The sequence below is a fragment of the Acinetobacter sp. NEB149 genome, assembly GCF_012516415.1.
Classification (GTDB): Bacteria; Pseudomonadota; Gammaproteobacteria; order Pseudomonadales; family Moraxellaceae; genus Acinetobacter; species Acinetobacter lwoffii_V.
Genome location: NZ_CP051208.1, coordinates 2,785,244 through 2,809,017, shown reverse-complemented (window position 1 = coordinate 2,809,017; position 23,774 = coordinate 2,785,244). Strand labels below are relative to the sequence as shown.

At 43.4% G+C, this 23,774-nt stretch carries 26 protein-coding genes; 13 read left to right on the top strand and 13 right to left on the bottom strand.

Features of this window, described 5'->3' with window-relative positions:
* Positions 1 to 283: 283 nt before the first annotated feature.
* Both HGD77_RS17040 and HGD77_RS17035 read left to right on the top strand, forming a co-directional pair.
* Positions 284 to 1,021 carry a hypothetical protein gene (locus tag HGD77_RS17040; protein ID WP_228127360.1) on the top strand — a complete coding sequence of 246 codons (738 nt, stop codon included), beginning with the start codon at positions 284 to 286 and terminating at the stop codon, positions 1,019 to 1,021.
* 80 nt (positions 1,022 to 1,101) lie between these two features.
* The gene (locus HGD77_RS17035) at positions 1,102 to 1,422 is read left to right on the top strand and encodes a hypothetical protein (protein WP_228127831.1); all 321 of its coding nucleotides are present in this window, start codon (positions 1,102 to 1,104) and stop codon (positions 1,420 to 1,422) included.
* A 53-nt stretch (positions 1,423 to 1,475) separates the two neighbouring features.
* Here HGD77_RS17035 and HGD77_RS13575 read toward each other — a convergent pair whose 3' ends face one another.
* Both HGD77_RS13575 and serA read right to left on the bottom strand, forming a co-directional pair.
* On the bottom strand, positions 1,476 to 2,342 hold the full coding sequence (locus tag HGD77_RS13575; RefSeq protein WP_004732375.1) for an EamA family transporter: 867 nt from the start codon (positions 2,340 to 2,342) through the stop codon (positions 1,476 to 1,478).
* A 124-nt stretch (positions 2,343 to 2,466) separates the two neighbouring features.
* Positions 2,467 to 3,699, bottom strand: coding sequence for a phosphoglycerate dehydrogenase (gene serA / locus HGD77_RS13570; protein WP_168730876.1), 1,233 nt, complete (start codon positions 3,697 to 3,699; stop codon positions 2,467 to 2,469).
* Positions 3,700 to 4,053: 354 nt separating this feature from the next.
* On the opposite strand from serA, the gene HGD77_RS13565 reads away from it, so the two are divergent.
* The 4 genes from HGD77_RS13565 to HGD77_RS13550 all read left to right on the top strand — a co-directional run bounded on the left by HGD77_RS13565 (position 4,054) and on the right by HGD77_RS13550 (position 8,827).
* Positions 4,054 to 5,463, top strand: coding sequence for an FAD-binding oxidoreductase (locus HGD77_RS13565; protein ID WP_004732367.1), 1,410 nt, complete (start codon positions 4,054 to 4,056; stop codon positions 5,461 to 5,463).
* Between the two features lie 141 nt (positions 5,464 to 5,604).
* A complete protein-coding gene (locus tag HGD77_RS13560; RefSeq protein ID WP_004281576.1) occupies positions 5,605 to 5,982 on the top strand; it encodes a hypothetical protein in 378 nt (125 codons plus the stop codon).
* Between the two features lie 192 nt (positions 5,983 to 6,174).
* Complete coding sequence (locus HGD77_RS13555; RefSeq protein ID WP_005101263.1) at positions 6,175 to 7,404, top strand: MFS transporter; 1,230 nt, start codon at positions 6,175 to 6,177, stop codon at positions 7,402 to 7,404.
* A 190-nt stretch (positions 7,405 to 7,594) separates the two neighbouring features.
* Positions 7,595 to 8,827: a transposase gene (locus HGD77_RS13550; protein WP_004730312.1), complete on the top strand. Its 1,233-nt coding sequence runs from the start codon at positions 7,595 to 7,597 to the stop codon at positions 8,825 to 8,827.
* A gap of 135 nt (positions 8,828 to 8,962) precedes the next feature.
* On the opposite strand, the gene HGD77_RS13545 is transcribed toward HGD77_RS13550, so the two are convergent.
* The 5 genes from HGD77_RS13545 to HGD77_RS13525 all read right to left on the bottom strand — a co-directional run bounded on the left by HGD77_RS13545 (position 8,963) and on the right by HGD77_RS13525 (position 14,261).
* Positions 8,963 to 9,259, bottom strand: a complete 297-nt coding sequence (locus tag HGD77_RS13545; RefSeq protein ID WP_004645001.1) for a DUF3817 domain-containing protein — start codon at positions 9,257 to 9,259, stop codon at positions 8,963 to 8,965.
* Between the two features lie 120 nt (positions 9,260 to 9,379).
* Positions 9,380 to 11,563, bottom strand: coding sequence for a YccS family putative transporter (gene yccS / locus HGD77_RS13540; RefSeq protein WP_005101261.1), 2,184 nt, complete (start codon positions 11,561 to 11,563; stop codon positions 9,380 to 9,382).
* 129 nt (positions 11,564 to 11,692) lie between these two features.
* Complete coding sequence (gene sodC, locus HGD77_RS13535) at positions 11,693 to 12,235, bottom strand: superoxide dismutase family protein (protein ID WP_004732359.1); 543 nt, start codon at positions 12,233 to 12,235, stop codon at positions 11,693 to 11,695.
* 122 nt (positions 12,236 to 12,357) lie between these two features.
* Entirely contained in the window at positions 12,358 to 13,527 is a 1,170-nt protein-coding gene (locus tag HGD77_RS13530; protein ID WP_004732356.1) for an AI-2E family transporter, read from the bottom strand.
* Positions 13,528 to 13,616: 89 nt separating this feature from the next.
* Positions 13,617 to 14,261, bottom strand: a complete 645-nt coding sequence (locus HGD77_RS13525) for a ParA family protein (protein ID WP_004281566.1) — start codon at positions 14,259 to 14,261, stop codon at positions 13,617 to 13,619.
* Between the two features lie 124 nt (positions 14,262 to 14,385).
* Between HGD77_RS13525 and HGD77_RS13520 the strand changes: the two genes are divergently transcribed.
* Positions 14,386 to 14,853 (top strand): Holliday junction resolvase-like protein, encoded by a 468-nt coding sequence (locus tag HGD77_RS13520; protein WP_004732355.1) that lies wholly within the window; start codon positions 14,386 to 14,388, stop codon positions 14,851 to 14,853.
* Between the two features lie 27 nt (positions 14,854 to 14,880).
* The gene (locus tag HGD77_RS13515) at positions 14,881 to 15,459 is read left to right on the top strand and encodes a hypothetical protein (protein WP_004732353.1); all 579 of its coding nucleotides are present in this window, start codon (positions 14,881 to 14,883) and stop codon (positions 15,457 to 15,459) included.
* A gap of 18 nt (positions 15,460 to 15,477) precedes the next feature.
* Here the strand turns inward: HGD77_RS13515 and HGD77_RS13510 are convergent, their stop codons facing one another.
* Complete coding sequence (locus HGD77_RS13510) at positions 15,478 to 16,107, bottom strand: class I SAM-dependent methyltransferase (RefSeq protein ID WP_004732352.1); 630 nt, start codon at positions 16,105 to 16,107, stop codon at positions 15,478 to 15,480.
* Positions 16,108 to 16,298: 191 nt separating this feature from the next.
* Between HGD77_RS13510 and HGD77_RS13505 the strand changes: the two genes are divergently transcribed.
* On the top strand, positions 16,299 to 16,862 hold the full coding sequence (locus tag HGD77_RS13505; RefSeq protein ID WP_004732349.1) for a hypothetical protein: 564 nt from the start codon (positions 16,299 to 16,301) through the stop codon (positions 16,860 to 16,862).
* A gap of 73 nt (positions 16,863 to 16,935) precedes the next feature.
* Here the strand turns inward: HGD77_RS13505 and HGD77_RS13500 are convergent, their stop codons facing one another.
* A complete protein-coding gene (locus HGD77_RS13500; RefSeq protein ID WP_004732347.1) occupies positions 16,936 to 17,268 on the bottom strand; it encodes a HopJ type III effector protein in 333 nt (110 codons plus the stop codon).
* Positions 17,269 to 17,443: 175 nt separating this feature from the next.
* Between HGD77_RS13500 and crcB the strand changes: the two genes are divergently transcribed.
* The gene (crcB, locus tag HGD77_RS13495; RefSeq protein ID WP_004732345.1) at positions 17,444 to 17,818 is read left to right on the top strand and encodes a fluoride efflux transporter CrcB; all 375 of its coding nucleotides are present in this window, start codon (positions 17,444 to 17,446) and stop codon (positions 17,816 to 17,818) included.
* 95 nt (positions 17,819 to 17,913) lie between these two features.
* Here crcB and HGD77_RS13490 read toward each other — a convergent pair whose 3' ends face one another.
* Both HGD77_RS13490 and HGD77_RS13485 read right to left on the bottom strand, forming a co-directional pair.
* Positions 17,914 to 18,165, bottom strand: coding sequence for a type B 50S ribosomal protein L31 (locus HGD77_RS13490; RefSeq protein ID WP_004732342.1), 252 nt, complete (start codon positions 18,163 to 18,165; stop codon positions 17,914 to 17,916).
* Between the two features lie 96 nt (positions 18,166 to 18,261).
* The gene (locus HGD77_RS13485) at positions 18,262 to 19,560 is read right to left on the bottom strand and encodes an ABC1 kinase family protein (protein WP_004732340.1); all 1,299 of its coding nucleotides are present in this window, start codon (positions 19,558 to 19,560) and stop codon (positions 18,262 to 18,264) included.
* Between the two features lie 285 nt (positions 19,561 to 19,845).
* Between HGD77_RS13485 and HGD77_RS13480 the strand changes: the two genes are divergently transcribed.
* The gene (locus HGD77_RS13480) at positions 19,846 to 20,058 is read left to right on the top strand and encodes a DUF1737 domain-containing protein (RefSeq protein WP_004732339.1); all 213 of its coding nucleotides are present in this window, start codon (positions 19,846 to 19,848) and stop codon (positions 20,056 to 20,058) included.
* A 201-nt stretch (positions 20,059 to 20,259) separates the two neighbouring features.
* Here HGD77_RS13480 and HGD77_RS13475 read toward each other — a convergent pair whose 3' ends face one another.
* Together HGD77_RS13475 and HGD77_RS13470 are read right to left on the bottom strand one after the other, a co-directional pair.
* Positions 20,260 to 21,618, bottom strand: a complete 1,359-nt coding sequence (locus tag HGD77_RS13475) for an MATE family efflux transporter (RefSeq protein ID WP_004732336.1) — start codon at positions 21,616 to 21,618, stop codon at positions 20,260 to 20,262.
* Between the two features lie 39 nt (positions 21,619 to 21,657).
* Positions 21,658 to 22,116 carry a DMT family transporter gene (locus HGD77_RS13470; RefSeq protein WP_004732334.1) on the bottom strand — a complete coding sequence of 153 codons (459 nt, stop codon included), beginning with the start codon at positions 22,114 to 22,116 and terminating at the stop codon, positions 21,658 to 21,660.
* Between the two features lie 126 nt (positions 22,117 to 22,242).
* Here HGD77_RS13470 and hemW point away from each other — a divergent pair, with 126 nt between their 5' ends.
* Both hemW and HGD77_RS13460 read left to right on the top strand, forming a co-directional pair.
* Positions 22,243 to 23,397, top strand: a complete 1,155-nt coding sequence (gene hemW / locus HGD77_RS13465; protein ID WP_004732331.1) for a radical SAM family heme chaperone HemW — start codon at positions 22,243 to 22,245, stop codon at positions 23,395 to 23,397.
* Between the two features lie 172 nt (positions 23,398 to 23,569).
* Positions 23,570 to 23,755: a hypothetical protein gene (locus tag HGD77_RS13460; protein ID WP_228277135.1), complete on the top strand. Its 186-nt coding sequence runs from the start codon at positions 23,570 to 23,572 to the stop codon at positions 23,753 to 23,755.
* Positions 23,756 to 23,774 lie beyond the last annotated feature (19 nt).

Here is a 23,774-nt window from a genome sequence, read left to right as displayed (position 1 = left end):
GTAGGGCAAGGAAATATTTTGCCGAGGCGAACTTAAATTTTGATTCAATCAAGTTAAGTTTTGGTCCGATCAAATACCTAAAGATTTTAAATTCAAAGTTAATCTTCTATGTAATTGCGGTTACAAATTAATCAATTTTTAAATTGATCTTATTTTTATATTTATTAAAATATCTTAGACCCCGTGATTCGGGTTAGCTTTAAAATAACAATGAAAACACCTTGGATTCCGTGTTTATGGACAGAATTAAAATAACAATATCAAATAATTAAGGTAGATAATAATGAAATTAAGAATACTTTCTTGCGCCATTTTCAGCTGCATGCTGGCAGCATGTGGTGGTGGCTCCGATAGTTCTGATAATAATGAACCAGTCACTAGTCAACCGGCACCGACCAATCCTGGAACCCCGGGTGATGGAGCATCAGACACCATTTCTGAATTCTATAACTATCAATTCAACTTACCGAATATTGATGGATCAGAGATGGAATCGCAAAAACTTCTATTAGCCAGTCATAAAAATAAAATTACTGACGGCATATTATATGCGGATAATAACAGCGCTGTTGATACTGAATACGATCTTGAAGAAGATATGGTCTTCTCAACTTATGTCACAACAAAAGGGGTGTTCCCTGCAGATCGCACCCGTACAGCATTAGGTTATAAGCTGGAAAAAATATTAGAAAATACGACGACTCAATTTAAAAGTCGTCCTGTGACGATACCTGAGAACAATATCAGCAATCATCGACACATAGCGTGGTATGACCTGTCTGGTAAAGCATTAACTGAACGTACCAATATTGCTGTGGTGAAAATGTATGATGATCCCGCGACCAGAGTGTTGTGTTCTTTAACAGTGATAATACGACAGCTGAGCGTAAATACTATAATGAGTTTGCAACCAATTTTGTCGATTTGCAGAAGGCCCGCAAATTCCCAAATGGCTCTAAATGTTTCCGTCTTCTGGCTGAACATCCTGAAGAAGAATATATTGAATTTGATCCGGAAGTAAAAACTGGCTTTAGCACACTTGCTGAATGGCAGGCACAGCAGTCTGTCCAAGAAATGGCAAAAACGATTCTAGATGACACGATGGCTAACTTGAAATATAAAAAGGCAGAATATAAAGACGATGCTATGCAATATTACAAATATTTCGGTGCGATCGAATATCAAGGCGGAATTTATTCAGTTGATTTCTCGGAACATGGGGAACATATTGATCACGACGACTATATTGCTCAATCAAGACAGGCTGCCTTGGATGACTTGAATAAACAAGAAGGTGTAACTTCTTTAATGATCAAATGGACAGAATATATGTATGATCAGCTTGCCTCTGGATGTGATGGCTATAATGCGACAGCAGCGACTGTATTAAATACTGCGATTAAAGACGCAACACCACGTTAAAATTTGAAAATAAGTGATCTTAAATAAAGGCGCCCTAGCGCCTTTATTTTTATTCAAGATTTTTGTCTTTGGGTCGTCACCGTACAGCCTACCGAAGCACTGATAATCGTGGCCAATGCCAGCCACTGTGTCCACAACAAGGTTTCACCCAGAAAAAATAGGCCTGAGAGTGCGGCAATGGCGGGTTCCAAACTCATCAAGGTACCGAAACTCAGTGCGCTTAAATTACGCAGTGCGATCATTTCTAGAGTGAAAGGCAGTGCACTAGCCAGTACTGCCAAAGCCACAAAATACAACAAACTCATCGGTTCAAAAGTATGTGCCGGCATGCCTGCAAAGAGTGCGATCGGCATCAGTACCAGCATGCCGACAAACATGCCTAAGCAGACAGTATGATTGCCAGAAACGCCTGAAGGTCTTTGGCCGGCAACGATATATAAGGCCCAGCAGGCACCTGCACCCAAGGCGAATGCCATCCCAATCGGGTCAAGCGGCTGGGCAGCCTGATCAAAAGGGAACAGTAGAATTAGCCCTAGAATCGCCAGTCCGACCCAGACAAAGTCGAATTTCTGACGTGCATAAAACAGGGCAACACTTAAGGGGCCAATAAATTCAAAAGAGACGGCAATCCCCAGCGGCAGGCGATCAATCGACAGGTAAAACAGTAGATTCATGCCAGCCAGGGCAAGGCCATAACTGATAATGGCCGGCCACTTGATCTGTCTGAAATGGATTTTCCAAATTTTAAAAATCAGTGCCAAAATCATAGCGCCTAACAGCAGACGCATTGCGGAAACAGTCAGAATGGGAAATTGACCGAACAGATATTTGGCAAAGGAGCCACTGCTTTGCATACTGATCATGGCGATCAACAGAATCAGCGGCGCTTGCACCATCGGTGCGATTTTAAAATTCAGCATGACTAAATAGGTTTCGATTGCTCGAATAGCGGAAGAGCAGCATAAGCTGAAAAAGGTTTAAAAATACAAACCTTAAAAACAAAAAACCACAGCCCGAGAGCTGTGGTTTTTCTACAATATTGAATTAGAACAATACGCGTGCGCGGATTGTACCTTCAACATTCGAAAGCATATCAAGTGCTTCATGAGATGCAGCAGCATCGACATCCATCACCAGGTAACCGACATCGCCTTTAGTCATCAGTGACTGACCAGAGATGTTGATGCCTTGTTCAGCAAACAGGTTGTTGATTTTAGACAATACGCCTGGAATATTTTGATGGATGTGCAGTAAACGGTGTTTGCCTTCAGTCAATGGCAATGCGATTTCTGGGAAGTTCACCGCAGATAAAGTCATACCTTTATCAGAATAAGCTACAAATTTCTCAGCTACTTCCAGACCGATGTTCTCTTGCGCTTCCATGGTCGAACCACCCACGTGCGGAGTCAGGATCACGTTTGGCAGGTTACGCAGTGGAGAAACAAATTCTTCACCGTTCGCCTTAGGTTCTTTCGGGAATACATCTACCGCAGCACCAGCAATATGACCAGATTTGATCGCATCCGCCAGATCTTCGATCACGACACAGGTACCACGTGCCGCGTTAATGAAGATCGAACCTTCTTTCATTTGCGCGAACTGATCTTTGGTCATGAAGTTACGTGTAGACGGAACATCAGGAACGTGTAAAGAAACCACATCGGCATTTGCCAAAAGTTCGCCCAAGCTACCGACTTGACGTGCATTACCTAAAGGCAATTTAGTCACTGTATCGAAATAGATCACTTTCATACCCATGCTTTCAGCAAGTACAGAAAGTTGTGAACCGATTGAACCGTAACCTACGATACCTAAAGTTTTACCACGTGTTTCGAACGAACCAACTGCAGATTTGTTCCAGCCGCCTGTGTGAGTGTCTGCTGATTTTTCAGGTACACGGCGTAGAAGAAGAATTGCTTCAGCAAGTACAAGTTCAGCGACTGAACGCGTATTTGAGTAAGGTGCGTTAAAGACTGGAATACCGCGACGCATTGCAGCGTCCAGGTTCACCTGGTTGGTACCGATACAGAAACAACCGACAGCAATCAGTTTGTTCGCAGCTTCAAAGACTTCTTCAGTCAATTGAGTACGGGAACGAATACCGACGAAGTGCGCATCTTTAATCGCTTCTTTCAACGCTTCACCCTCAAGCGCAGTTTTACGATAGTCGATGTTGGTATATCCAGCAGCATTTAAAGTGTCGATTGCATTCTGGTGAACGCCTTCTAACAACAAGAAACGGATTTTATCTTTAGGTAGAGATAGATGTTGGCTCATTACGGCTCCGCTACAAAGGCCAAATTTAGTCGCGGTATAATAGCACAGGAAAAGCGCACTTATACATTTCCTTGATGACCCTCACATCAGCTATTCTGGCAAGATATATTGATAATAATGATCATGATGGTTGATTTAAATCTGCATTTTCAAAGGTATATTATCAAAATTGTCATTTTTCGCAGGAAACACCAAAAAATAGCTTATAATATTGCGCCATGCTTTTAAAGCAGCGTGATCCGGTGCTTTAATAATCATGTTTCGCCTGATTTGTATCCATGTTTTTATGCATAAAAAATGTGCAAATGAACCAGCGAAGTCTCTCTTGTTTAAATCATGCTAGGTCTGCAAACGATGAATGCTCCAGTCGCTTTAACCCCTGAGTTATTGAACCAATTGACTGCAATTGTGGGTGAAAACCGTATTAAAACCGATACGGACAGCCTCCAGAATTGGGGTCGCGATCATACGAAGCACTTTGATCCAAACCCGTCAGTCGTCGTTTTTCCGTCGTCAACTGAGCAAGTTCAAGACATCGTAAAACTGGCGAACCAATTTAATGTTGCAGTGACTCCATCGGGTGGTCGTACCGGTCTTTCTGCAGGTGCAGTCGCAGCCAATGGCGAGATCGTGGTCAGCATGGACAAGATGAACCAGATTCTGGAGTTTTTCCCGGCAGATCGTATGGTGCGCGTACAGGCAGGTGTGGTGACTGAACAGTTACAGAACTATGCTGAAGAGCAGGGCATGTATTACCCAGTTGACTTTGCTTCGGCAGGTTCATCGCAAATTGGCGGTAACATCGGCACCAATGCTGGCGGCATCAAAGTGATTAAATACGGCATGACCCGTAACTGGGTACTTGGCCTGACCGTTGTGACGGGTAAGGGCGATGTATTGCGTCTGAACAAAGGTATGATCAAGAATGCAACCGGTTATGCGCTACAACATTTATTTATTGGTGGTGAAGGCACGCTGGGTCTGGTGACGGAAGCGGAAATCAAGCTTGAACGTCAACCGCAAGACCTGCAAGTGATGGTACTGGGTGTACCTGACTTTGATGCGATCATGCCGTTATTGCATGCCTTCCAGGCGAAAATTGACCTGACTGCATTTGAGTTCTTTGGTGAACTGGCGATGCAGAAAGTCTTGGCCCATGGTCACGTGCAACGTCCATTTGAAACTGAATGCCCATTCTATGTATTGCTTGAGTTTGAAGCGCCGTTTGAGCCGATTATGGACAAGGCGATGGAAATCTTCGAGCATTGCATGGAACAAGGTTGGGTACTGGACGGCGTAATGAGCCAAAGCCTAGATCAGGTAGAAAGTTTATGGCGTTTACGTGAAGATATTTCTGAATCTATCGCGCCATTTATTCCATACAAAAATGACATTTCCGTTCTGATCACGCACGTTCCTGCATTCATTAAAGAAATTGATGCGATTGTATCGACGAATTACCCAGACTTTGAAATCTGCTGGTTCGGTCATATCGGTGACGGTAACTTGCACTTAAATATCTTAAAACCTGCTGATTTGTCTAAAGATGAATTCTTTGCCAAATGTCAGGTGGTGAACAAGTATGTCTTTGATACCGTGAAAAAATATGACGGTTCAATTTCTGCGGAACATGGTGTGGGCATGACCAAGAAGCCATATCTTGAATATTCGCGTTCGGCGGAAGAAATTGAATATATGAAAGCTCTGAAAAAAGTGTTTGATCCAAATGGCATCATGAATCCGGGTAAACTTTTCGATCTTTAATCGGTCGGAATTGAAAAAAGCGCATCGAAAGGTGCGCTTTTTTATTGCTGTGTAAAGACAGTTACAGAGTCTAAATGGTTTTGTACTAAGAAGCTCGGCATGATAGGTTGGAATAAGAATGACGATAAAGGGTTAAATAATATGTTCCGGATATTGGCAGTCGCAACTCTCGCTTTTGGTATATTGGGTTCAGGCTGTGCAACTGCTCAACAGGTCATTGCAAAGGTACAGTCATCTTCGGATACGCCTTTGGAACAGGTTTTACAATTAAGACCGGACTTGCGTAAGGAACTGGCAACAGTTGAGTTGCGCCAGTTCTTTGACAAGGTAGAGTCGCCCACGATTGGACAGGTCAAAGTCACTGAAACTGGGTTAATGGATGATTCGGTACGTTCAGTACAGACCATTTATTATTTTAAACGGGAAGATAACAGCTGGATGCTGGAAAATACCGAGAAGTTGTATCGTTGTGCACGAGGTTCAAATACCAAGACTTTCCAGAAAGCAGTCTGTCCATAATAGTGTTTGATCTTTAGACAGATTTTGGTTAAAAGCGTATCTAGAGGATGCGCTTTTTTATTTGGAAGATTATCTCTACGATCAGTTATATTTATTCAGAGCGTTTGAATATCTCATCTGCTAAAATTATTTCTTTCTATTTTAGACAAAGTTCAGTCTGTTAAAACGGGCAGACTGACAATAAAAACTCCCATGCAAAATATCCACACCCAAAAACTGACCCGTGCCACACTTATGTTCCCGCTGGCACTGGTCCTGTTTGAATTCTCAGTCTATATATGTAATGACCTGATTCAACCGGCCATGCTGGCGATTACCCGTGATTTTGGCGTAAGTAGTTCATGGGCACCATCCTCCATGTCCTTTTTCCTGTTGGGTGGGGCATTTGTCGCAGCGATTCTGGGACCTTTGTCCGATCGTCTTGGACGTAAAATGGTACTGCTGGGTGGTGTGGCATTTTTCACGATTAGCTGTCTGGCTATTTTATTAACACCCAATATCGAAAGTTTCTTATTCCTGCGCTTTTTACAGGGCTTTGGCCTGTCCTTTATTACCGCCGTTGGTTATGCCGCCATTCAGGAAAGCTTTGAAGAACGTGATGCCATCAAAGTCATGGCACTGATGGCCAATGTGTCTTTGCTGGCACCTTTGCTAGGACCAGTGCTGGGTGCCTTTATGATTGATCATATCTCTTGGCATTGGGGCTTTATCGGTATCGCATTTCTGTCATTTCTGAGCTGGTTCGGCCTGAAAGCCAAAATGCCAAACCTGAAAGTCAGTATTCCCAGACAGCCGGTCAGCTATATTCTGGATGACTTTAAACAGGTTTTAAAAAATAAACGCTTTGTGATCATGACTGTAGCCTTGCCTTTGGTGAGTCTGCCCTTGATGTTATGGATTGCCCTGTCACCCGTGATTCTGGTCGAGCAATTTGGATTCAGTAGCGTGCAATATGGTCTGGCGCAGTTTCCGGTCTTGGGCGGCCTGATTGCAGGTAATCTGATTCTGCTAAAAATTATCGATAAAATACCGCTGGGCAAAACCGTATTATTGGGTCTGCCACTGATGTTGCTGGGTACCGGTTTATTGATGATGGGCTTATTGATTCCAGAATATTTTAGTCATTGTCTGATTATCGGCACCACTTGTATCAGTCTGGGTGAGGGTGTGAGTTTTTCGGTGCTGTATCGTTTTGCATTAATGTCTTCTGAAGTGTCCAAAGGCACGGTGGCTGCGACGGTTTCTATTATCCTGATGCTCAGCTTTTTTGTGGTGATTGAAGCAGTAAGGATGGCGTATGAAGCCTACGATATCTGGGCCTACTGTGCTGCCTCTTTGATTCTGATTGCACTCTGGTTTACTTTGCCGCGCATGCAGCTCAAACAGTTAATGCTGGAAAGACAGGAGCGTGGGGAGTTTTGATTCCTTATCGAGGGAACTTATAAATTATTGAAATCATATGTTCAGTATTGAATTTCCCTCTCCTTTTAGGCATAGGTATCTACACAATTCCTGAACTTTGCGTTAAATTGAAGAGCATGCTCTTCAATTTAACATCTCTGGCCTGGATCAGCGTCTTGTCAAGCGCTATAACAGCCTTGTAAAGCTCAATATGAACCCTCTTGCTTCACTTGCTCCGGCAATCAAAGACCTGGCTTCTGCCCAAAAGTCGAGTTTCGCAACCACACAAGCGGTCTGGCGATTCCTGAATAATGACAAAATCTCTTTTAGTCAGTTAAACCAGCCAATTGAACATCTTGCATGTGAACAGATCAAGGCATCACCGCATCAATATGCATTGATTGTTCATGACTGGTCTCAGCTACAGTATGTGAAACACCATCATAAAATTCAGCGCCTGCAAAGAACCCATCAATATGATTCAGGCTATGAATTGCAAAGCAGTCTGCTGGTTGATGCAGCCTCGGGACTACCTATTGCGCCACTGGCGCAGACACTATCAGATGCCTCAGGCTGCTATTCCACATTCAGTCAACACTCTGCTGGGCGCAAATCTCATCTAGATTCACTTACCGAACAAATCAAAGTGATTGAACAATATCCCATTGAGAAAACATGTGTTCATATCATTGATCGTGAAGGTGACTCCATTGCCCACCTAAGGGAAATGAGCAGCCAGGGTTTTAAATGGCTGATTCGGGCGAAAGAAGGCCATCGAATTGAGCATCAGGGCAAAACATGCAAAGTTGCAGAAGCCGCAGAACGAGTAGAAACGCAGCAGGTCCAGCCGATTGCCTATAAAGGAAACCGGCATATGTTGCATGTGGGAGAAACTGCTATCCGGATAACACGTGCAGCAAAACCGAAGAGAAATGACGATTCAGGCCAACGGGTTGCTCCCCAGCCAGGGAGTGCGATTGAAGCCAGATTAATTGTTGCCGTAGTGAAAGATGATCAGGATAAGACCGTCGCAAGATGGTCACTAATCAGCAATGTTCCATCAGAGATTACTACGGTAGAGATGACGACCTGGTATTACTGGCGCTGGACAATTGAATGCTATTTCAAGCTGCTCAAGCAGGCAGGTCATGATATTGAAGCATGGCTTCAGACCAGACCTGAAGCCATTTTAAGGCGGTTACTGATTAGCTGTATGGCTTGTGTTTTAACTTGGCGAATCCAGCGTTCTGAAGATGAACACCATCAGAAAATTCGTGTATTTCTCACCCGTCTTTCAGGTCGGCAGCAGAAAAGAGGTAGGTTGGAAAGTGCACCTGCCTTATTGGCAGGGCTTTCGATTTTACTGAACACTCTTCAACTGCTCTCGGAATATTCAATAGATGAACTCAATGAGATAGCCACAATGGCATTAGGTATCTCATAGATGTGTAGATACCTATGCCTGAAAGGAGAGGGCTAGGGTGAGGTTAAGTATTTAATAAGTTCCCTCTCTCTAACTCTCTCCCAAAGGGAGAGAAAATTTTCTTTTGACTGATCTAATTATATTAGGATTCTACAATTAAGCTTCAGCGGGCTGTTCCAGCTTCTTCAATTTCATATCAAACAGGAATGGACCGAAAGGCAGAATCGAAGCGATTAAACCCATCACAAACATGCTGAGAGACCATTTCTGTTTTTCACATACTGCGAATAACACCACCAGAAACAGCACAAACAGTACCCCATGACCCATACCGACATATTTGACCAGAATCGGATTATCCATCATATATTTCACTGGCATCGCGATAAATAACAGCAGCAGGAATGAAATCCCTTCAAGCAAACCGACCAGACGCAAAGTTTTGATGTTCATAATACATATTGATTTAACCGAATTGGTTTTGAGTGTACCGAATATCACCTGAATATTGAATCTTAATAATAAAAATATATTCAATATTTTTAATAAGTTATAACCAAGTAAGGCAGTTGGTTATTTAATCTCGGCACCTAGTAATTCATGACGTAATTTTAGTAATTCCGGTAAGGTTTCCAGCAATAAACTGATCTGTTTCAGCACCAAAAGCAGATGTGCTGACTGGTTTTCCTGGGTACTTAAGCGTTGAATTTCTGCCAGTTTATGATCGATGTCGTAGGTAGCTAAAGGCTGTTGTTGCAGCAATACCCCAGTTAAGGTTTGCTGACACCAGCGCATTAAAACCAGAATTTGTGCATCAGTAACCTGCTCACGGTGACTCCCCAATGCTGCAATATAGCTGAGCTGGCTATGGCTATAAACCAGATAGCGAAAGGCACTTTTGACCAGTTGCGGATCTGGATTCGGTTCGGTACTCAGGCTTGAAATCATGCTGGATAAATCAATCTGTGCATTGTGGGCCAGACGCCGTGCAGTCCTGTAAGCAATACTGTTATCTTTACCGTTTTGATATTGCTCGACCACTGCAGCAAAATAGTCCAGTGTAGCAAGCGATGATTTTTTAATATTGCTGGAAATATTGCGAAAATTCCAGTCAGGCCAGATCCAGCTTACTGCCATCCAGGCAATCAGACAGCCTATGAGGGTATCAATGATACGTGGCAAAATGATCGCGTAACCGGCACCTTTCAGGTTGAAGATCAGGAGTACCATCAATGTCGCCATGAGAGTGGCCATGGCATATTTTTTGGAACGTAGATAGAAAAAACCGACACCAAAAATTACTGTCAGGAGTAACTGACCTTCGACACTTGGTACAAAATACAGAATGGGAACACCCAGCATGACCCCCAATAATGTTCCTAGGGTCCGCAATTTGAGCCGGCTTTTGGTGGCAAAATAACTGATCTGACAGACAAACAGGCTGGTCAGTAAAATCCAGTAGCCATTTTTTGCAAAGGGCAATAATGAAATGGCATAGCCGACTAGAAACACAATGGCAATCCGCACCGCATGCCGAAAGAGTGCCGATTGTGAACTCAAGTGCGGTTTGAGTTTCAGCCAGAGATCTGTGCTATCGCGAATATCATCATCAAACAGGCTCAGGTCATCAAAATGCTGCTGATAGCGTGGCTTATACAGTGCCTGTTGATCATGCAGGTGTTGTAACTGCTCATGTACACTCAGCAGATTGGCCAGAATAAGCTGTAAATTTTTAACTTCAATATTCTGTGGGTGTTGGGCAATCCAGTCCTGCATCGATTCCTGTAAATGTTTTAATGCCTGTTCATCATCTGCAGACAGATAAAATTTTTCATTGCGCAATACACATTCTGCCAAATGTTGACAGGCAAGGGCTTGCAGACGGATATTTTTCTGAATCCGGAAAATCAGGTCAGTGCGGCTAAAATGCTGTTCGATCTGTTCATAATGTAAATAATTGGCCGTGGCCTGTTCATGAATATCCTGCATCAGAAAATACAGATTCAGCCAGTAAATGGTATTGCGATTGGCACGCGAAGCTTTGAGTCGAGTCAATAGTGAATCTTTGCTGCGGTTAAAACTCTGAATGACTAAAGTATTTTTAAGTGACAACTCATAGAGCAGGTTTTCAACATTTGGATGCTGATCCGGATCAAACAGTTTGGCTTTACTCAGCAGTAAATCTGACATGTGCTGCAAGCTTTGTGCGAGATTTTCCTGAACCTGCAAAGTAGGACGCAGCAGAAAAAATAGAATAGACGTCAGGCCGTACCATAGCGCCCCAATGACAAAATAAAGTGGCTGTTCATACCAGTGCTGATATTCGCCCAGGCCGAACATGGTATAGATTGACAGTAAAATGGTGCCAAATGAAATTGTGGCATAACGTTGGCCTAAGGCACCCATTAGAATAAACAGCGCACTCGACAGGGATAGCCACAGTGCAAACCAGAATTTATGCGGAGCAAGAAATTCCAGAATGCTGCTGACACTAAAAAACAGAATGATGACCAGTAACAGGTTGCGCAAACGCAGGCTTAGCCGGTCATCAAAATCAGTCAGTGCCGTGGCAATTGCCCCTAACGTTACTGGAACGATCAAGAACTCATAACCCAGAAATTTCAGACCGAAAGTGGTACCTAAAAACACCAGCAGGATCTGCAGGCAATAAGTCATCAGCGCACTGGACTGAAAGGGCAGCAGGACAGGTTTTATAATTTTAACAAAAGTAGCAGTCGCAGGTCGGGCAGCATTCACAAGGACAGGATCCGGAAAGTAAAAACGCAAAGTTCTGAATGCAATTTAGACGCCAAAATAAAAGAAAAATCCATGAAAAAAACGAGCATAGTGCCCGTTTTTTCTATTTAGTCATTGGCATGAAGGTGTTTAGATCACACCACAGGCAATACGTTCACCGCCGCCGCCCAAGGGTAATGGGTTGTCGGAATAGTTATCGCCACCGGCATGAACCATAATCGCACGACCCTGAACATCAGCCAATTTCAGACGTGGCGCAAGCAGGGTCACACGTGCAGTTCCGTCAGTATTGACTTTCAATGCGGGTAAATCACCGAGATGACCGGTCACTGGTGTACCGTGATGTGGAGCCTGATTTGGATTGTAATGGCTACCTGCAGCCAGTGCTGCGCCCATCTTGCCGTCTTTCATGGCAGGTGCGCATGAACCATTTTCATGAATATGGAAACCACGTTCACCCGCAGGAAGTTGTTTCAGGTTGGTACGAATAACCAGACCGGCTGGGCTGTCACTGAGTAATACGGTACCAATCTCTTGGCCCACACCTTGAGCAGTTACAGCATTCACAGTTACTGCTCTGACCACTTCATTTGATGGAGAGGTTGATGCACAACCGGTAAAAAGTGCGGCGCTTAACGCGCAAAGTGTCGTAATTTTAAACAATGAAGACATGATTTTGGCATCCTGATCTTTATTCTGTTTTGTGAGTTCATTTAAACAGAGCAAGATCAGAAGCTCTATATAGAATCAGTACTTAAATGTTTTGTTTTGTTTAAGTCAATTCTCTCTATGCTTTAAGGCGCTTTGGGCGGTGTGTTCTTGGTTTCTGGATCAATCTCATGTGCCATGGTGGCTTTAGGCATCATCAAAGGTTCATTCAGATTACTTTCATGTAACCATTCACGCCAGATTGCAAGCAGCACAGCCAGAATCACCGGGCCAATAAACACTCCGACCAGACCAAAACTGGCAATACCACCCAAGACTCCAAACATGATCAGCAGGAATGGAATCTGGGTTGCACCAGAAATTACCAGTGGACGAATCACGTTATCGGCAGTACTGACAATACAGACACCCCACACCATGACCCCGATAGCCTCAATGGTTTGTCCTTGTGAAAACAGCCATAGCGCCACCGCACTATAGGCGAGGGGCGGACCAAAGGGAATCAGGGCAAAAATAAAGGTCACAATGGTTAAAACCATCGGATTCGGCACACCTGCAACAAAATAGCTCAGACCAGCCAATAAGGATTGTGCAATTGCGGTCAAACCGACGCCATATACTACGGCACGTGTAGTCGCAGAAATGGTGGAAAAATAATGATGTACACGTGGACCGACCACCATTTCAAAGGCTTTACGCACCTGATTTAAAATGGTCTGACCATCACGGTAGAAGAAAAACAGCGAAAGTATCGCAAAACATAATTTAAAGATGTTTTTACTAACTTCATTCAACACCACTTTGCCGTAATTCAGATGGCCTTGAATCCAGGTCGATATCGACAGTGCAATACTCTGCGGATCAGTGTTAATTTCATTTAAGGTTCGGGTAATTTCCTTGCCGACAATCGGAAGCCCGCGAATAAAATCAGGGACATTCAGGTGACCGGAAAAGACCTGTCGCTGCAATTCAAAATACAGGTTACGACCTTCGTGCTGCAGCATGAAAATGGCGAAAATAAACGGCAGACCAAAGACCAGAATCACGGCCAAGATCATTACGGTTGCACTTAATGTCGGTCGATTGCCGCATAGGCGTAACACCGATTGATACAAGGGCCAAGTCATATAGGCAATAATGGCTGCCCAAACTACAGGAATGATGAAATACTTGAGTATATGAAAACTCAAAAAAATTAGGATAAAGAACAATCCAAATAATAAGACTTTTTGTAATGTAGGCGCGTACTGTTGCACTGAATTTAATGACTCATTTTTTAGGTCGTGTTCAGGCATATTAACTGAAAAAAAAGCGATCGAAAATGATAGCTAGCCAAGTAGCGAGATTATTTTCCCAAAGCTACACCGCGATTCAGATGATTGACTCAAAACCACTGACTCGGATCATCAATAATGGCATTCAGTACCGGTTGCCATTGAGCCTGCAGCTCCCGATAGATTTTCTGAGGTTTATCAAAGACGGACAGGCCTTCCATAGCCAGTCGGCTATAAGGGGCACGTTCCGAAATCCAGGCCACTGGCTGCTGGTCGATCTTGTCAAAAAACTGCTGTATGTCCTGATTGCTGGCTGCATTTGCTTTGGTGCGATTGGCCAAAAGTAAAATTTCAACCTTGCCCTTACGGATGCGTTTGATGTCCTGCAAATGTTTGAGAAAACGGCGGGTCGAATCGATATCAAAAAAAGAAGGCTGGATCGGGATGATAATCGCATGTGCTTCACTGATCAGCTGTTCGGCATGATCATCGGTCAAAGCACCTGGTGCATCAATAATCAGGTATTCGATCTGTTTCGGCGCATCACCAATGGACTTGCTATTGCGCCAGTCCAGACTTTGGATCTGCGCTGCCTGTGCCGGACGATGCTTGAGCCATTGCAATGTTGATTTCTGGTTGTCGGCATCGGCCAATGCCACCTTATAACCCTTTTGTGCGAGTGCTGACGCCAAACTAATGGCTGTCATGGTTTTGCCACAACCGCCTTTCTGATTCGCAACTAAAATTGTTTTCATGACTCAAGGTGATTTTATTCTGTTCCGGCCTAGCATATCATTCTTTTCAAGTATGCAAATGGCCGAATTCCTCAACTTCAGTCGAATGCGATGCTATAAAAATCAGGCAAATTAGGAAGATTGAATGTCCATATGGATGGCCATGTTGATTGGCGCATGTATCGGGGTGGTATTGACCACTATTATTTTAAGTCAGACGCGCAATGGACGGATCAAGGCCGAATATGAGCAGTATATTGCCGAGCTGGAACTAGAGCATCAGCAGTCCCTCATTGCCGCGCAAAAACGCAGCGTGAATACCAGCCGTGCAGTTCTCAAAGGAAAAATGGCGGAACAGCTCGCGCCGATCATGCCGGAATTTCAATATCTGCCGAGTGATGCCAAGTTTTTGGGTGATCCGGTGGATTATGTGGTCTTTGATGGTTATACCGATTTTCGTGATGGCGAAGGCGACGCTGAAGATATTGAAGTGGTTTTGATTGACATTAAAAGTGGCGGAGCACGTCTGACCAAAGGCCAGCAAGCCATTGCCTGTGCGGTTCAGGAAGGGCGGGTACGTTTTGAAACCATTCGGATTGATTTTCAGGATTGACCAAAATCCAGTGAAGAATAAAAAATTATGCAAAAATTACTGATCACTGCGCTGCTGTTTATGCTAGGACTCTGGGTGTGGAATGAATTTTTTCGTGCCATTCCGCATCTGCAAGAAAAGGGCGTACTTAAAAACTTTAAAGTAGAACCCGTTAAGCGCATTTCCGCGACTTATATTGTGCATGATCACCGTTTCGTAAAACCTGATCGTCGGGTGCTGCATCAGGCCAGCCCTGTGGTGGGGCATTTTAATGATCTGGCCTATCTGAGTAATATTGATGTGCTGTTGCTGACTCAACCGCTGCCCGCTATACAGGCAAAACTGGAGTTTGATGAAGCAAAACGCTGCTATCAGCTCGAAGGACAAACCAATAAAGCGGAGCGTGACTTCGTCAATACGCATGTACAGTATTTTAGTCTGATTGCTGCCACTGAAAAAATTGCCGATCAGATTCGCCGGCTAAAATCGGGGCAGAAAATCACGCTCACTGGTGATCTGGTGACAGTTCATTCAGGCACGACTGGACAAGAATTCCGGGTCGGGACGGGCTCTGAATATCGTGCTCATTGTCAGTTGCTGCAAGTAACCCACCTTCAGCCACACTAAATATAAGATGGTCGTAAATTAGCTTCCTAGTTTACGAACACGTGCTAACAACATACGTTGGCCAATCTTGGGTATACCTTCCGCATCTACATAATTTAAAGTTTCTATTTCAAAACCGGTTTCCAGCAAGGCGGTCTCAATATCCCGATTCAGATGACAGCCATCTGCGACTTTCTTTTGAATGGGAGTGAGTAAATGTTGTAGACGCTGAATATTTAAATTTTGTCGATTCAGAACATGTTCGACCACATGTAAAGTCCCACCCGGTTGTAGCACACGATAAATTTCCTGCAGGCTCTGTTCCAGCTCTGCAATACTACAAAGCGTCCAGGTAGATACAATATTTTCCAGACTATTTTCGGCAAAAGGTAAAGCTTCTGCACTGGCCTGAATATGTTCGACCTGAAAAGCGGCCTGTTGAATTCGTGATTCTGCCAGTTTGAAGATCGTCGGGTTTGGTTCTAGTGCATAGACCTTATCAACCGATTGATAAAAAGGCAGATTAAGGCCGGTACCAAAACCAATTTCCAGTACTTCACCGGAAATATCCAAAAGTAGTTCACGACGCAAGTCCATCAAGGATGGTGTTTGCATCACCTGATTCAGCAGATGCGGAAAGATATGTTGTTGATAAAGTTTATACAGCATTTGAGTTATTTTAATTTGATGGAAATACGTTCTAGCTTAACTGAAAAATAAAATGACAGGCATATATCGAGCTGACTAAATACGTGCAGTTTGTTACCAAGTTCAACTGTTTATTCATTAAAAAATCCGTAAGATCAAGGAAGATATCCTTAAAACGTTTGATCAACTTGATTAGGATTAGATTAAAAATTATGTTCAAATACGTTAAACATTATGCTTTGCTGGCCAGCCTGTTGCTGCCTATTTCGGGCTATAGCTCGGTCGACCACAATATTGCCAAAGGTTTGCCTCCTGTCGTTAAAGGCCAGTCAATTTCGGTCTTGCAGCCTTTTAAAGGTGATTTTCGTATTCTGGGTTCCAAGGTTTATAGTTCTGACCCGCAAGCCAAATTCTCTCCGATTGATTATGCTGTCAGTTGGGGGCTGTTTGCCGAACCTGAAATTGCTCGACATATCACGGTCAATCAATATGACCGCTATTTGAACTGGAAAATGGATCGGGTGCCAGTGCCGGTAGAACAAGCCAAGCAGATGGTGTCCAATATGCATATCATTCCTGCCAATCCTGAAATTGCCAAGGAAATTAAAAAGGTAAAGCGTGGCGATCTGGTACGTATGCAAGGGGAGCTGGTTGAAGTGCGTGATAAAGATCTGGTCTGGAAATCGTCCTTAACTCCGACCGATACGGGTGATGGTGCTTGTGAGGTTTTCCGTGTCAGTTCCATTAAATGGATTGAAAAAGTCGGTAAAAGCTAAAACAGGCATCCTATACACTTCTGAGTTGCATAAAAAAACCGCTCCTTTGAGCGGTTTTTTATCTGCTTAGGACTTACTTCGCAGTTAAAGCCTGACCTTCAAAGGTAATTCCATCCCAGCCATTGAGCATAAACTGGCGGATATTCTGATGATCAGTCGCCTCTGGCGTCGCGAGTACAGAAGCATAATGTTCGGCAAACAGGCTTAAGGTCTGTGTCTGATCCAGACCATTCAATTGTGCAAAAGAAAAGACTTTAGCGCTGCCCTGGTTTTCTGTGGCCGCATTATTCTGCTGGCCATTTTTAAATGCAGTTGGTGTATGCATATAGCGCGATTCGATATAGGCAATCACATCTGCAAATTTTACTTCGCCTGCTGCCAACTGGGCCAATAAATCCTGTGCCATGCTATTTTTCCTGTGCCATTCATGAAAATTCGATGCGATAAATATAGCAATTTTCTTGCGAAGTTCCATGGTATTTCATTGATTTTCGGTTCAAGATAACAGTGAAATTTATCCATGCTCAATATGAAACTTTGGATAAAATAAACTTGATCAATAAATAGAACAGGAAAAAAATATGGGCTGGCTTTGGGTGGCAATGGGTGGGGCAATCGGTGCTAGTCTGCGTTATGCAGCAGGACTTTGGCTGTTCAAACCGCAAATGCAATTTCCTTGGCCCACCTGGTGGATCAATATTTTAGGCTGCTTATGTGCCGGAATTTTTTTTGCCTGTAGCCAGAAATATCCAGCACTCCAACAAGAAGCGCGTCTGTTTTTAATGGTGGGAATTCTCGGTGGCTTTACCACATTTTCCAGCTTCGGTCTGGAAAGCTTTTTGTTATTGAAACAAGGTGCTATGGGCCTAGCGCTGTTATATGCATTATCCAGCTTAATTGTCGGCATTATTGTTCTGGCACTGGGCTTTTATTTCACTTCACTCGTGTTGGCATAGAGTTAAAATAAACGCATAAAAAAGTCAGGAAATTGGAGGTCATTTCCTGACATAAACCGCGATTTAAATCTTAAGATAACCGAGGTTTTTCGGTTTTAACCCCGTTTAAAACGCCCAAAACGTTTGTTAAAGCTTGCCACACGTCCTTCATTGCTGGTCTGACGTTGCTCACCCGTATAGAAAGGATGTGATGCACTTGAAATATCTAGTGTTACATAAGGATATGTTTTACCTTGATATTCTTTGGTTTGACTCGAGTTCATCGTGCTGCCAATCACGAAATAGGCATCGGCATTGGTATCATGGAATAACACTTCACGATACTCAGGGTGGATATCTGAACGCATATCTAACTTCCTCATGATTCTTGATTAAATGTTATAATGTAACATTTGATATTTCAAGTAATCTAGGGTTACAGCGTGTAAGCCTATCGTCTCAACTTAGCTTCGACTCGGTACCAGTTCTTCAAATACATCACTTAAATCATCATGTACTTTGAGATGAATCAGGTTCCAGTATTGTCCTGAAATTGTGCGATTCACCATCAAGGTATCAGGAGAGGGCTTAAATACATCCCAATATTTCAACGAAGGTTTCAGCAACTCCATCCCATCATGATGCGCTGAGTTTTCGGCAAAATCATAGTCAGTGACCAGAGGACGCATGAGCACTTCCAGCCACTGTTCATATAATTCTTTCGGGAATTTTCCAGTTTCAGTCAAGGAATGCAGCGCATCCAGCTGTTGCTCGATCACGGGAATATTCTTCTCGCGTGCAGCATGGATCAGTTCCCTAAAATGTCCAATCACTTCAGTCGATAAGGTTTTAACGCCACCATAATCATAAACAATCACAGAGCCATCCTCACGGAAGGCAAAGTTGCCCGGATGTGGATCACAGTGAAAGCGTTTCAGATAAAAAATTTCTTGGCCAATGGCGCGGAATAGGCGGCGACCTAAAGCATTTCTGGTTTCGAGTGGCCAAGTGCTGGCAGTTTCGATACTTTCACCAAGTTCCTGGCTCAAAGTTAAAATATGTCGCGATGAATACTCATGAAACACTTTCGGAATCACAATTTTATTGTCCAGAGATTCATGGAAGGCACGGGCGATTTCCAGATTCTGGGCTTCAATTTCATAGTTCAACTCATTGTCCAGACTGTGCTGAATTTCTTTAAATAATTGATCTTGAAGTTTACGATCAATCTTTAATACGCCCATCATGCGCAGTGCCAGACGAACTTGCTTCAGGTCGCTTTCGCAGGCTTCATCCACACCAGGATATTGCACCTTGACTACAACTTGCTGGCCATTCGGTAGAGTGGCTTTATGCACCTGACCAATCGAGGCCGCGGCAAATGGCTGTTCATCAAACTGCTGGAAAAGTTGCTGTAAAGGTTTACCCAATTCTTTTTCTACCTGTGCCTGAATTTCTTTAAATGGCATGGGTGGTGCCTGACGTTGTAACTTGGCAATGGCTTTGGCGACTTCGGGCGGGAAAACGTCTTTATATTGCGAGGCAATCTGGCCGACTTTCATGACTGCGCCTTTCATCTCTCCCAAGGTATCTGCAATCTGTACCCCAATATCTTGAAATAGTTTGCTGCGCGCAGTATTTTTCTGCTCTTCATCAGCAGTTAAATTTTTAATGGAATTGGAGAGGGTTTTACCTGCAATACTTGCGGTCATTCCGGCAAGTTTCATAAAGCGACGACCGGGTGTGCTAGCCGTTTTTGCCATGCGAGATTCCTTGAAACCAACTATGAATGGATGTATTTGATCATAGGTGACAAAGGTTCAATTGCCTAGATTTAATTGTAGAGGTTGTGTTGTGATTTCCTTCAGCTTCTCCATGTTTAATGCATCATCTTTGATTTGATAAAGATTTATCTTTATCTCCTTGGCTAAACTAAAAGAATATGCCGGAATCCATCATCGTTTTAGATAAGGCTGAGTATTAATTCTGAATGTTGTTTTATGGCTAAAAGCTTAGAATAAACAGAGTGTAGTAATGAAGAAAATTCAATGAAAGTCTATCGATATTTTACTGGGAAGGATGATGTGCATTTTTGTGCGCGGGTGACCCGTGCCTTAAATGAAGGTTATGAGTTATATGGTTCACCCACCATGAGTTTTAATGGTACGGATGTGATTGTGGGGCAGGTGGTGATTAAAGATGTGGCGGATGAATCGGAGATTCCAGAAGGATTGAAGGAAGCATTAGCCGCTAATTCTTAACTTCTACATCGAAATTAGAATGCTCAAGGCTATGCTCGCATCTTTTATTTTTATGCTGTCGCGTAGGCAGCTCTTAATTTTGTCATGGCAAAAGTAACAGAACCGTTTCGTTGATCTAATGCTACTTCCCTGTATCACAGATCAACGGTGACATCCATGTCACTACCCAATATTTAAGATTGCTTGAAAGTCGCTAAGTTTTTACACCTTTAAGCTTAAACGTCTGTTATTGCTATAGAGTCGTGCCAGCAATAAAACACAGGCAACACTTAGGCCTACAATCAGGCCAACCCAAACACCGGCTGCTCCCATCTCGGTAAAGCGGGATAAATATACCCCAACCGGGAAGGCGATGACCCAGTAAGCCAGCATGGTAATCCACATCGGCCCCTTGGTATCCTGCATGCCGCGCAGACAACCTGCGGCACTGATCTGCCAGGCATCCATCAGCTGATAGGCAATGGCAAACAGAATCAGATACACCGCAATTTGGGTCACGATCATATCTGAGGTGTAGAGCGCCACGATTTCATTACGGAAAACCCAAAGCAGAATCATGGTCAGGATCGCCAGAATAGTGGCAGTAATCAGGCCGAGATATTGCACTTTACGCATGGCTTGCCAGTTCTGTTCACCATAGTAGGTGCCGACCCGAATGGTCAGGGCAATCGCCAGTGACATGGGAATCATGAACAGTTGTGAAGTGACAGAAATAGCAATTTGATGCGCAGCGACAATAGTCTCACCCAAAGGACTCAGCACAATTGCCGCTGTACTGAAAATACTGACCTCAAAGAAGATCGCCAATCCGATTGGAAAGCCAAGTTGTAAGATGCGCTTCATCCATTCCGGGTTGATTTTTTCCCAGTGAGTAAAAGGCTGGGTACGTTGATAGGCCTTATTTTTAAAGATATACAATGCGAGGGTGATGACCATTAGCCACTGTAAAATCGCCGTGGCAAAACCACAACCTGCGCTGCCCAAGGCTGGAACAGAGCCAAGACCATACATAAAGATATAGTTCAGCGGAACCAGCAAAACCAGCGCCAATAAACTAATGACGGTAACCGGACGCGGATTTCCAATCGCTTCAGAGTAGCCGCGTAAAGCTGCATACATGGTTACCGCTGGCATACCAAAACCAATGGAATGCAGGAATAAACCGGCTTTAGGTTGTAAGCTTTCCGGTACCCCTAAAAGTGGCAAAGTGGCCGGCAAGAGTTGCAAAATCAAGCCGGCAATTACCCCAAGAATCAGGGCAACCCAAAGTGATTGACGTGCAATGGTGGCAATTTTTTCAGGTGTACGTGCGCCATTGGCTTCGGCAACCAAAGGCGTCGTGGCAATCATAATGCCACTAAACAGCAGCATCACCGGAATCCAGAGTCCTACTCCGACGGCAATCGCGGCAAGATCGGTAGCAGATAGGTGACCGGCCATAATGGTATCAATCAGGCCCAGACCAGCCTGAGAAAATTGGGTCACCAGAATAGGCAGCATCAGATGAAAAAGTTTTTTTAATTCAAAACCAAAGGTTGTGACTGGTGAAACATTCGACACAAAAATTACTCATCGTGATCATGTGCTTAAATAGAAGGTTTAGCGTTGTAAAGTGAGAAGCACACCAATAAAAATTACCACGCCGCCTAAAAGACGTTGCCAGTTAACCGGCATTTTTTCATTACCCAACAATCCCAGATGATCGACCAGCATCGACATCACCATCTGACCAAAAATAATGAGACCGCTAAGAACCAGAAAGCCAAGTTTGGGCGCTGCATAAATGCTCATACTAATCGCGTATACACCCACGATTCCCCCTAGCCATAAATACCAGGGAACACTTATCAATTCCTGTAAACCGGGTTTGGGATTAGACTGAAAAAGTACGATTACGGCCAGCACTATTGTACCAATCAAAAAGGAAAAAAATGCAGCTTGAATAGGAGAATATAAATATTCTTTTAGTTGTGTGTTAATTGCAGTCTGGAGTGTCAATAAAACACCGATTGCAAAAACCAAAGGAAGTAAAATAATAAATTGAGAAGATATTTTCATAATTTTAACTGACTAATTCTATTTAAATTTTTAGACATATCACACGATCAAATTTAATTTTAGCAGTGTTGCCGCCGAGTCATGTTAAAATTCCGCTATATCTTGTAATCGTTTTTGAGTAGTTCTTTGGCTGAATTGAATCCTGCTGCTGTCCCTTTGTCCTTATATATTCATATGCCTTGGTGTGTGCGCAAATGTCCTTATTGTGACTTCAATTCACATGCGGTTCCGGATGGTCAGCTATCACTGGAATTGGAACAGGAATATTTACGAGCACTGGTGGAAGACTTTAAAACTCAGGTCGATTTTGCCCAAGGCCGGCAGATTCACAGTGTCTTTATTGGTGGGGGGACGCCGTCACTGATTTCTGCCCTAGGCTATCAATGGTTATTTGATCAGCTCAAAGCCGTTATTCCCTTTGCCGAAGGCTGTGAGATTACGCTGGAAGCCAATCCCGGCACAGTCGAACATGATCCGTTTGCCGGTTATTTGCAGGCCGGAATTAACCGTCTGTCGATTGGGGTACAGAGTTTTAATACCGAGCATCTCAAGCGTTTGGGACGGATTCACAGCAATGAAGATGCGATTTCTGCCATTGGGCTGGCACGTGAAGCTGGGTTTCAGCGGATTAATGTCGACTTGATGCATGGTTTGCCTGAACAGACTTTAGAACAGGCTTTGCATGATTTAAAACTGGCAGTGGAGCAGGGCGCAACCCATATTTCCTGGTATCAGCTGACGATTGAACCCAATACGGTATTTTTCCGGACTCAACCGATTTTGCCTGTCGATGAAGTATTGGAAGATATTCAGGAGCAGGGTGAGCTCTACTTAAAAGCTCAAGGCTTTATCAACTATGAAGTTTCGGCTTGGCGTAAAGAATTGCCTTCAGCGCATAATCTGAATTACTGGCAGTTTGGTGATTATCTGGCAATTGGTGCCGGAGCACACGGCAAAGTCACTCAGCCGGATGGCGTGTATCGGTTCCAGAAAACCCGTTTACCTAAAGACTACTTAGCCAAAGTACCTGCTGAACATCTGCAGTTTAAGCGGATTGAAGATGCTGACATGCCCTTTGAGTTTATGATGAATGCGTTACGTTTAAATCAGGGTGTGGAAGCCAAACTCTATGCCGAACGTACCGGTTTGAGTCTAGATACTTTACAGGAGTTACTGAGCTCTTTACGTGACAGAAAATTAATGGTTGATGATCAAGACCGACTTTCATGTACCGAACAGGGACATATCTTTTTAAATTCGGTATTAGAAGAATTTCTTTAATTATTTAATTTCTCCATTGTTCTAAAAGAAACCCTAATAGGAGTTTATTGGGGTTTTTTATTGCCTTAAATAAAATGCCTAAAGTCTGATTGACGCTTTCTTAAAGAGAAGTTTTCTGAGAATATTCAAAGATTAAATTAAATGAATATTATAATTTCTAGAGGGTGGGCAGGTGGATACATTATGGGCTTTTCAACAGATGGATTTAACCGATACCCGATTCTTTATTTTTGATAGTAAAAGTGATCATCTGGTTTATGAAGATCGGGACTTTAAAGAATATCATTGGGATCAGTCTAAATATAATCGAGTCAGGGAAGGGGATTTCTTTTTGGTGGTGTTTCAAAAAGTATGCTGAAAAAAACAATATGGCTTTT

Bases quoted from the DNA above. Each gene is read 5' to 3' on its own strand.
- HGD77_RS13565 (WP_004732367.1), top strand. From the start codon at position 4,054: ATGAATGCTCCAGTCGCTTTAACCCCTGAGTTATTGAACCAATTGACT.
- serA (WP_168730876.1), bottom strand. From the start codon at position 3,699: ATGAGCCAACATCTATCTCTACCTAAAGATAAAATCCGTTTCTTGTTG.
- HGD77_RS13530 (WP_004732356.1), bottom strand. From the start codon at position 13,527: ATGCCTGAACACGACCTAAAAAATGAGTCATTAAATTCAGTGCAACAG.
- HGD77_RS13560 (WP_004281576.1), top strand. From the start codon at position 5,605: ATGTTCCGGATATTGGCAGTCGCAACTCTCGCTTTTGGTATATTGGGT.
- HGD77_RS13550 (WP_004730312.1), top strand. From the start codon at position 7,595: ATGAACCCTCTTGCTTCACTTGCTCCGGCAATCAAAGACCTGGCTTCT.
- HGD77_RS13485 (WP_004732340.1), bottom strand. From the start codon at position 19,560: ATGGCAAAAACGGCTAGCACACCCGGTCGTCGCTTTATGAAACTTGCC.
- HGD77_RS17040 (WP_228127360.1), top strand. From the start codon at position 284: ATGAAATTAAGAATACTTTCTTGCGCCATTTTCAGCTGCATGCTGGCA.
- HGD77_RS13575 (WP_004732375.1), bottom strand. From the start codon at position 2,342: ATGCTGAATTTTAAAATCGCACCGATGGTGCAAGCGCCGCTGATTCTG.
- HGD77_RS13490 (WP_004732342.1), bottom strand. From the start codon at position 18,165: ATGCGTTCAGATATCCACCCTGAGTATCGTGAAGTGTTATTCCATGAT.
- HGD77_RS17035 (WP_228127831.1), top strand. From the start codon at position 1,102: ATGGCTAACTTGAAATATAAAAAGGCAGAATATAAAGACGATGCTATG.
- HGD77_RS13480 (WP_004732339.1), top strand. From the start codon at position 19,846: ATGAAAGTCTATCGATATTTTACTGGGAAGGATGATGTGCATTTTTGT.
- HGD77_RS13470 (WP_004732334.1), bottom strand. From the start codon at position 22,116: ATGAAAATATCTTCTCAATTTATTATTTTACTTCCTTTGGTTTTTGCA.
- HGD77_RS13510 (WP_004732352.1), bottom strand. From the start codon at position 16,107: ATGCTGTATAAACTTTATCAACAACATATCTTTCCGCATCTGCTGAAT.
- HGD77_RS13520 (WP_004732355.1), top strand. From the start codon at position 14,386: ATGTCCATATGGATGGCCATGTTGATTGGCGCATGTATCGGGGTGGTA.
- HGD77_RS13500 (WP_004732347.1), bottom strand. From the start codon at position 17,268: ATGGCACAGGATTTATTGGCCCAGTTGGCAGCAGGCGAAGTAAAATTT.
- HGD77_RS13545 (WP_004645001.1), bottom strand. From the start codon at position 9,259: ATGAACATCAAAACTTTGCGTCTGGTCGGTTTGCTTGAAGGGATTTCA.
- HGD77_RS13505 (WP_004732349.1), top strand. From the start codon at position 16,299: ATGTTCAAATACGTTAAACATTATGCTTTGCTGGCCAGCCTGTTGCTG.
- HGD77_RS13515 (WP_004732353.1), top strand. From the start codon at position 14,881: ATGCAAAAATTACTGATCACTGCGCTGCTGTTTATGCTAGGACTCTGG.
- HGD77_RS13525 (WP_004281566.1), bottom strand. From the start codon at position 14,261: ATGAAAACAATTTTAGTTGCGAATCAGAAAGGCGGTTGTGGCAAAACC.
- crcB (WP_004732345.1), top strand. From the start codon at position 17,444: ATGGGCTGGCTTTGGGTGGCAATGGGTGGGGCAATCGGTGCTAGTCTG.
- sodC (WP_004732359.1), bottom strand. From the start codon at position 12,235: ATGTCTTCATTGTTTAAAATTACGACACTTTGCGCGTTAAGCGCCGCA.
- HGD77_RS13555 (WP_005101263.1), top strand. From the start codon at position 6,175: ATGCAAAATATCCACACCCAAAAACTGACCCGTGCCACACTTATGTTC.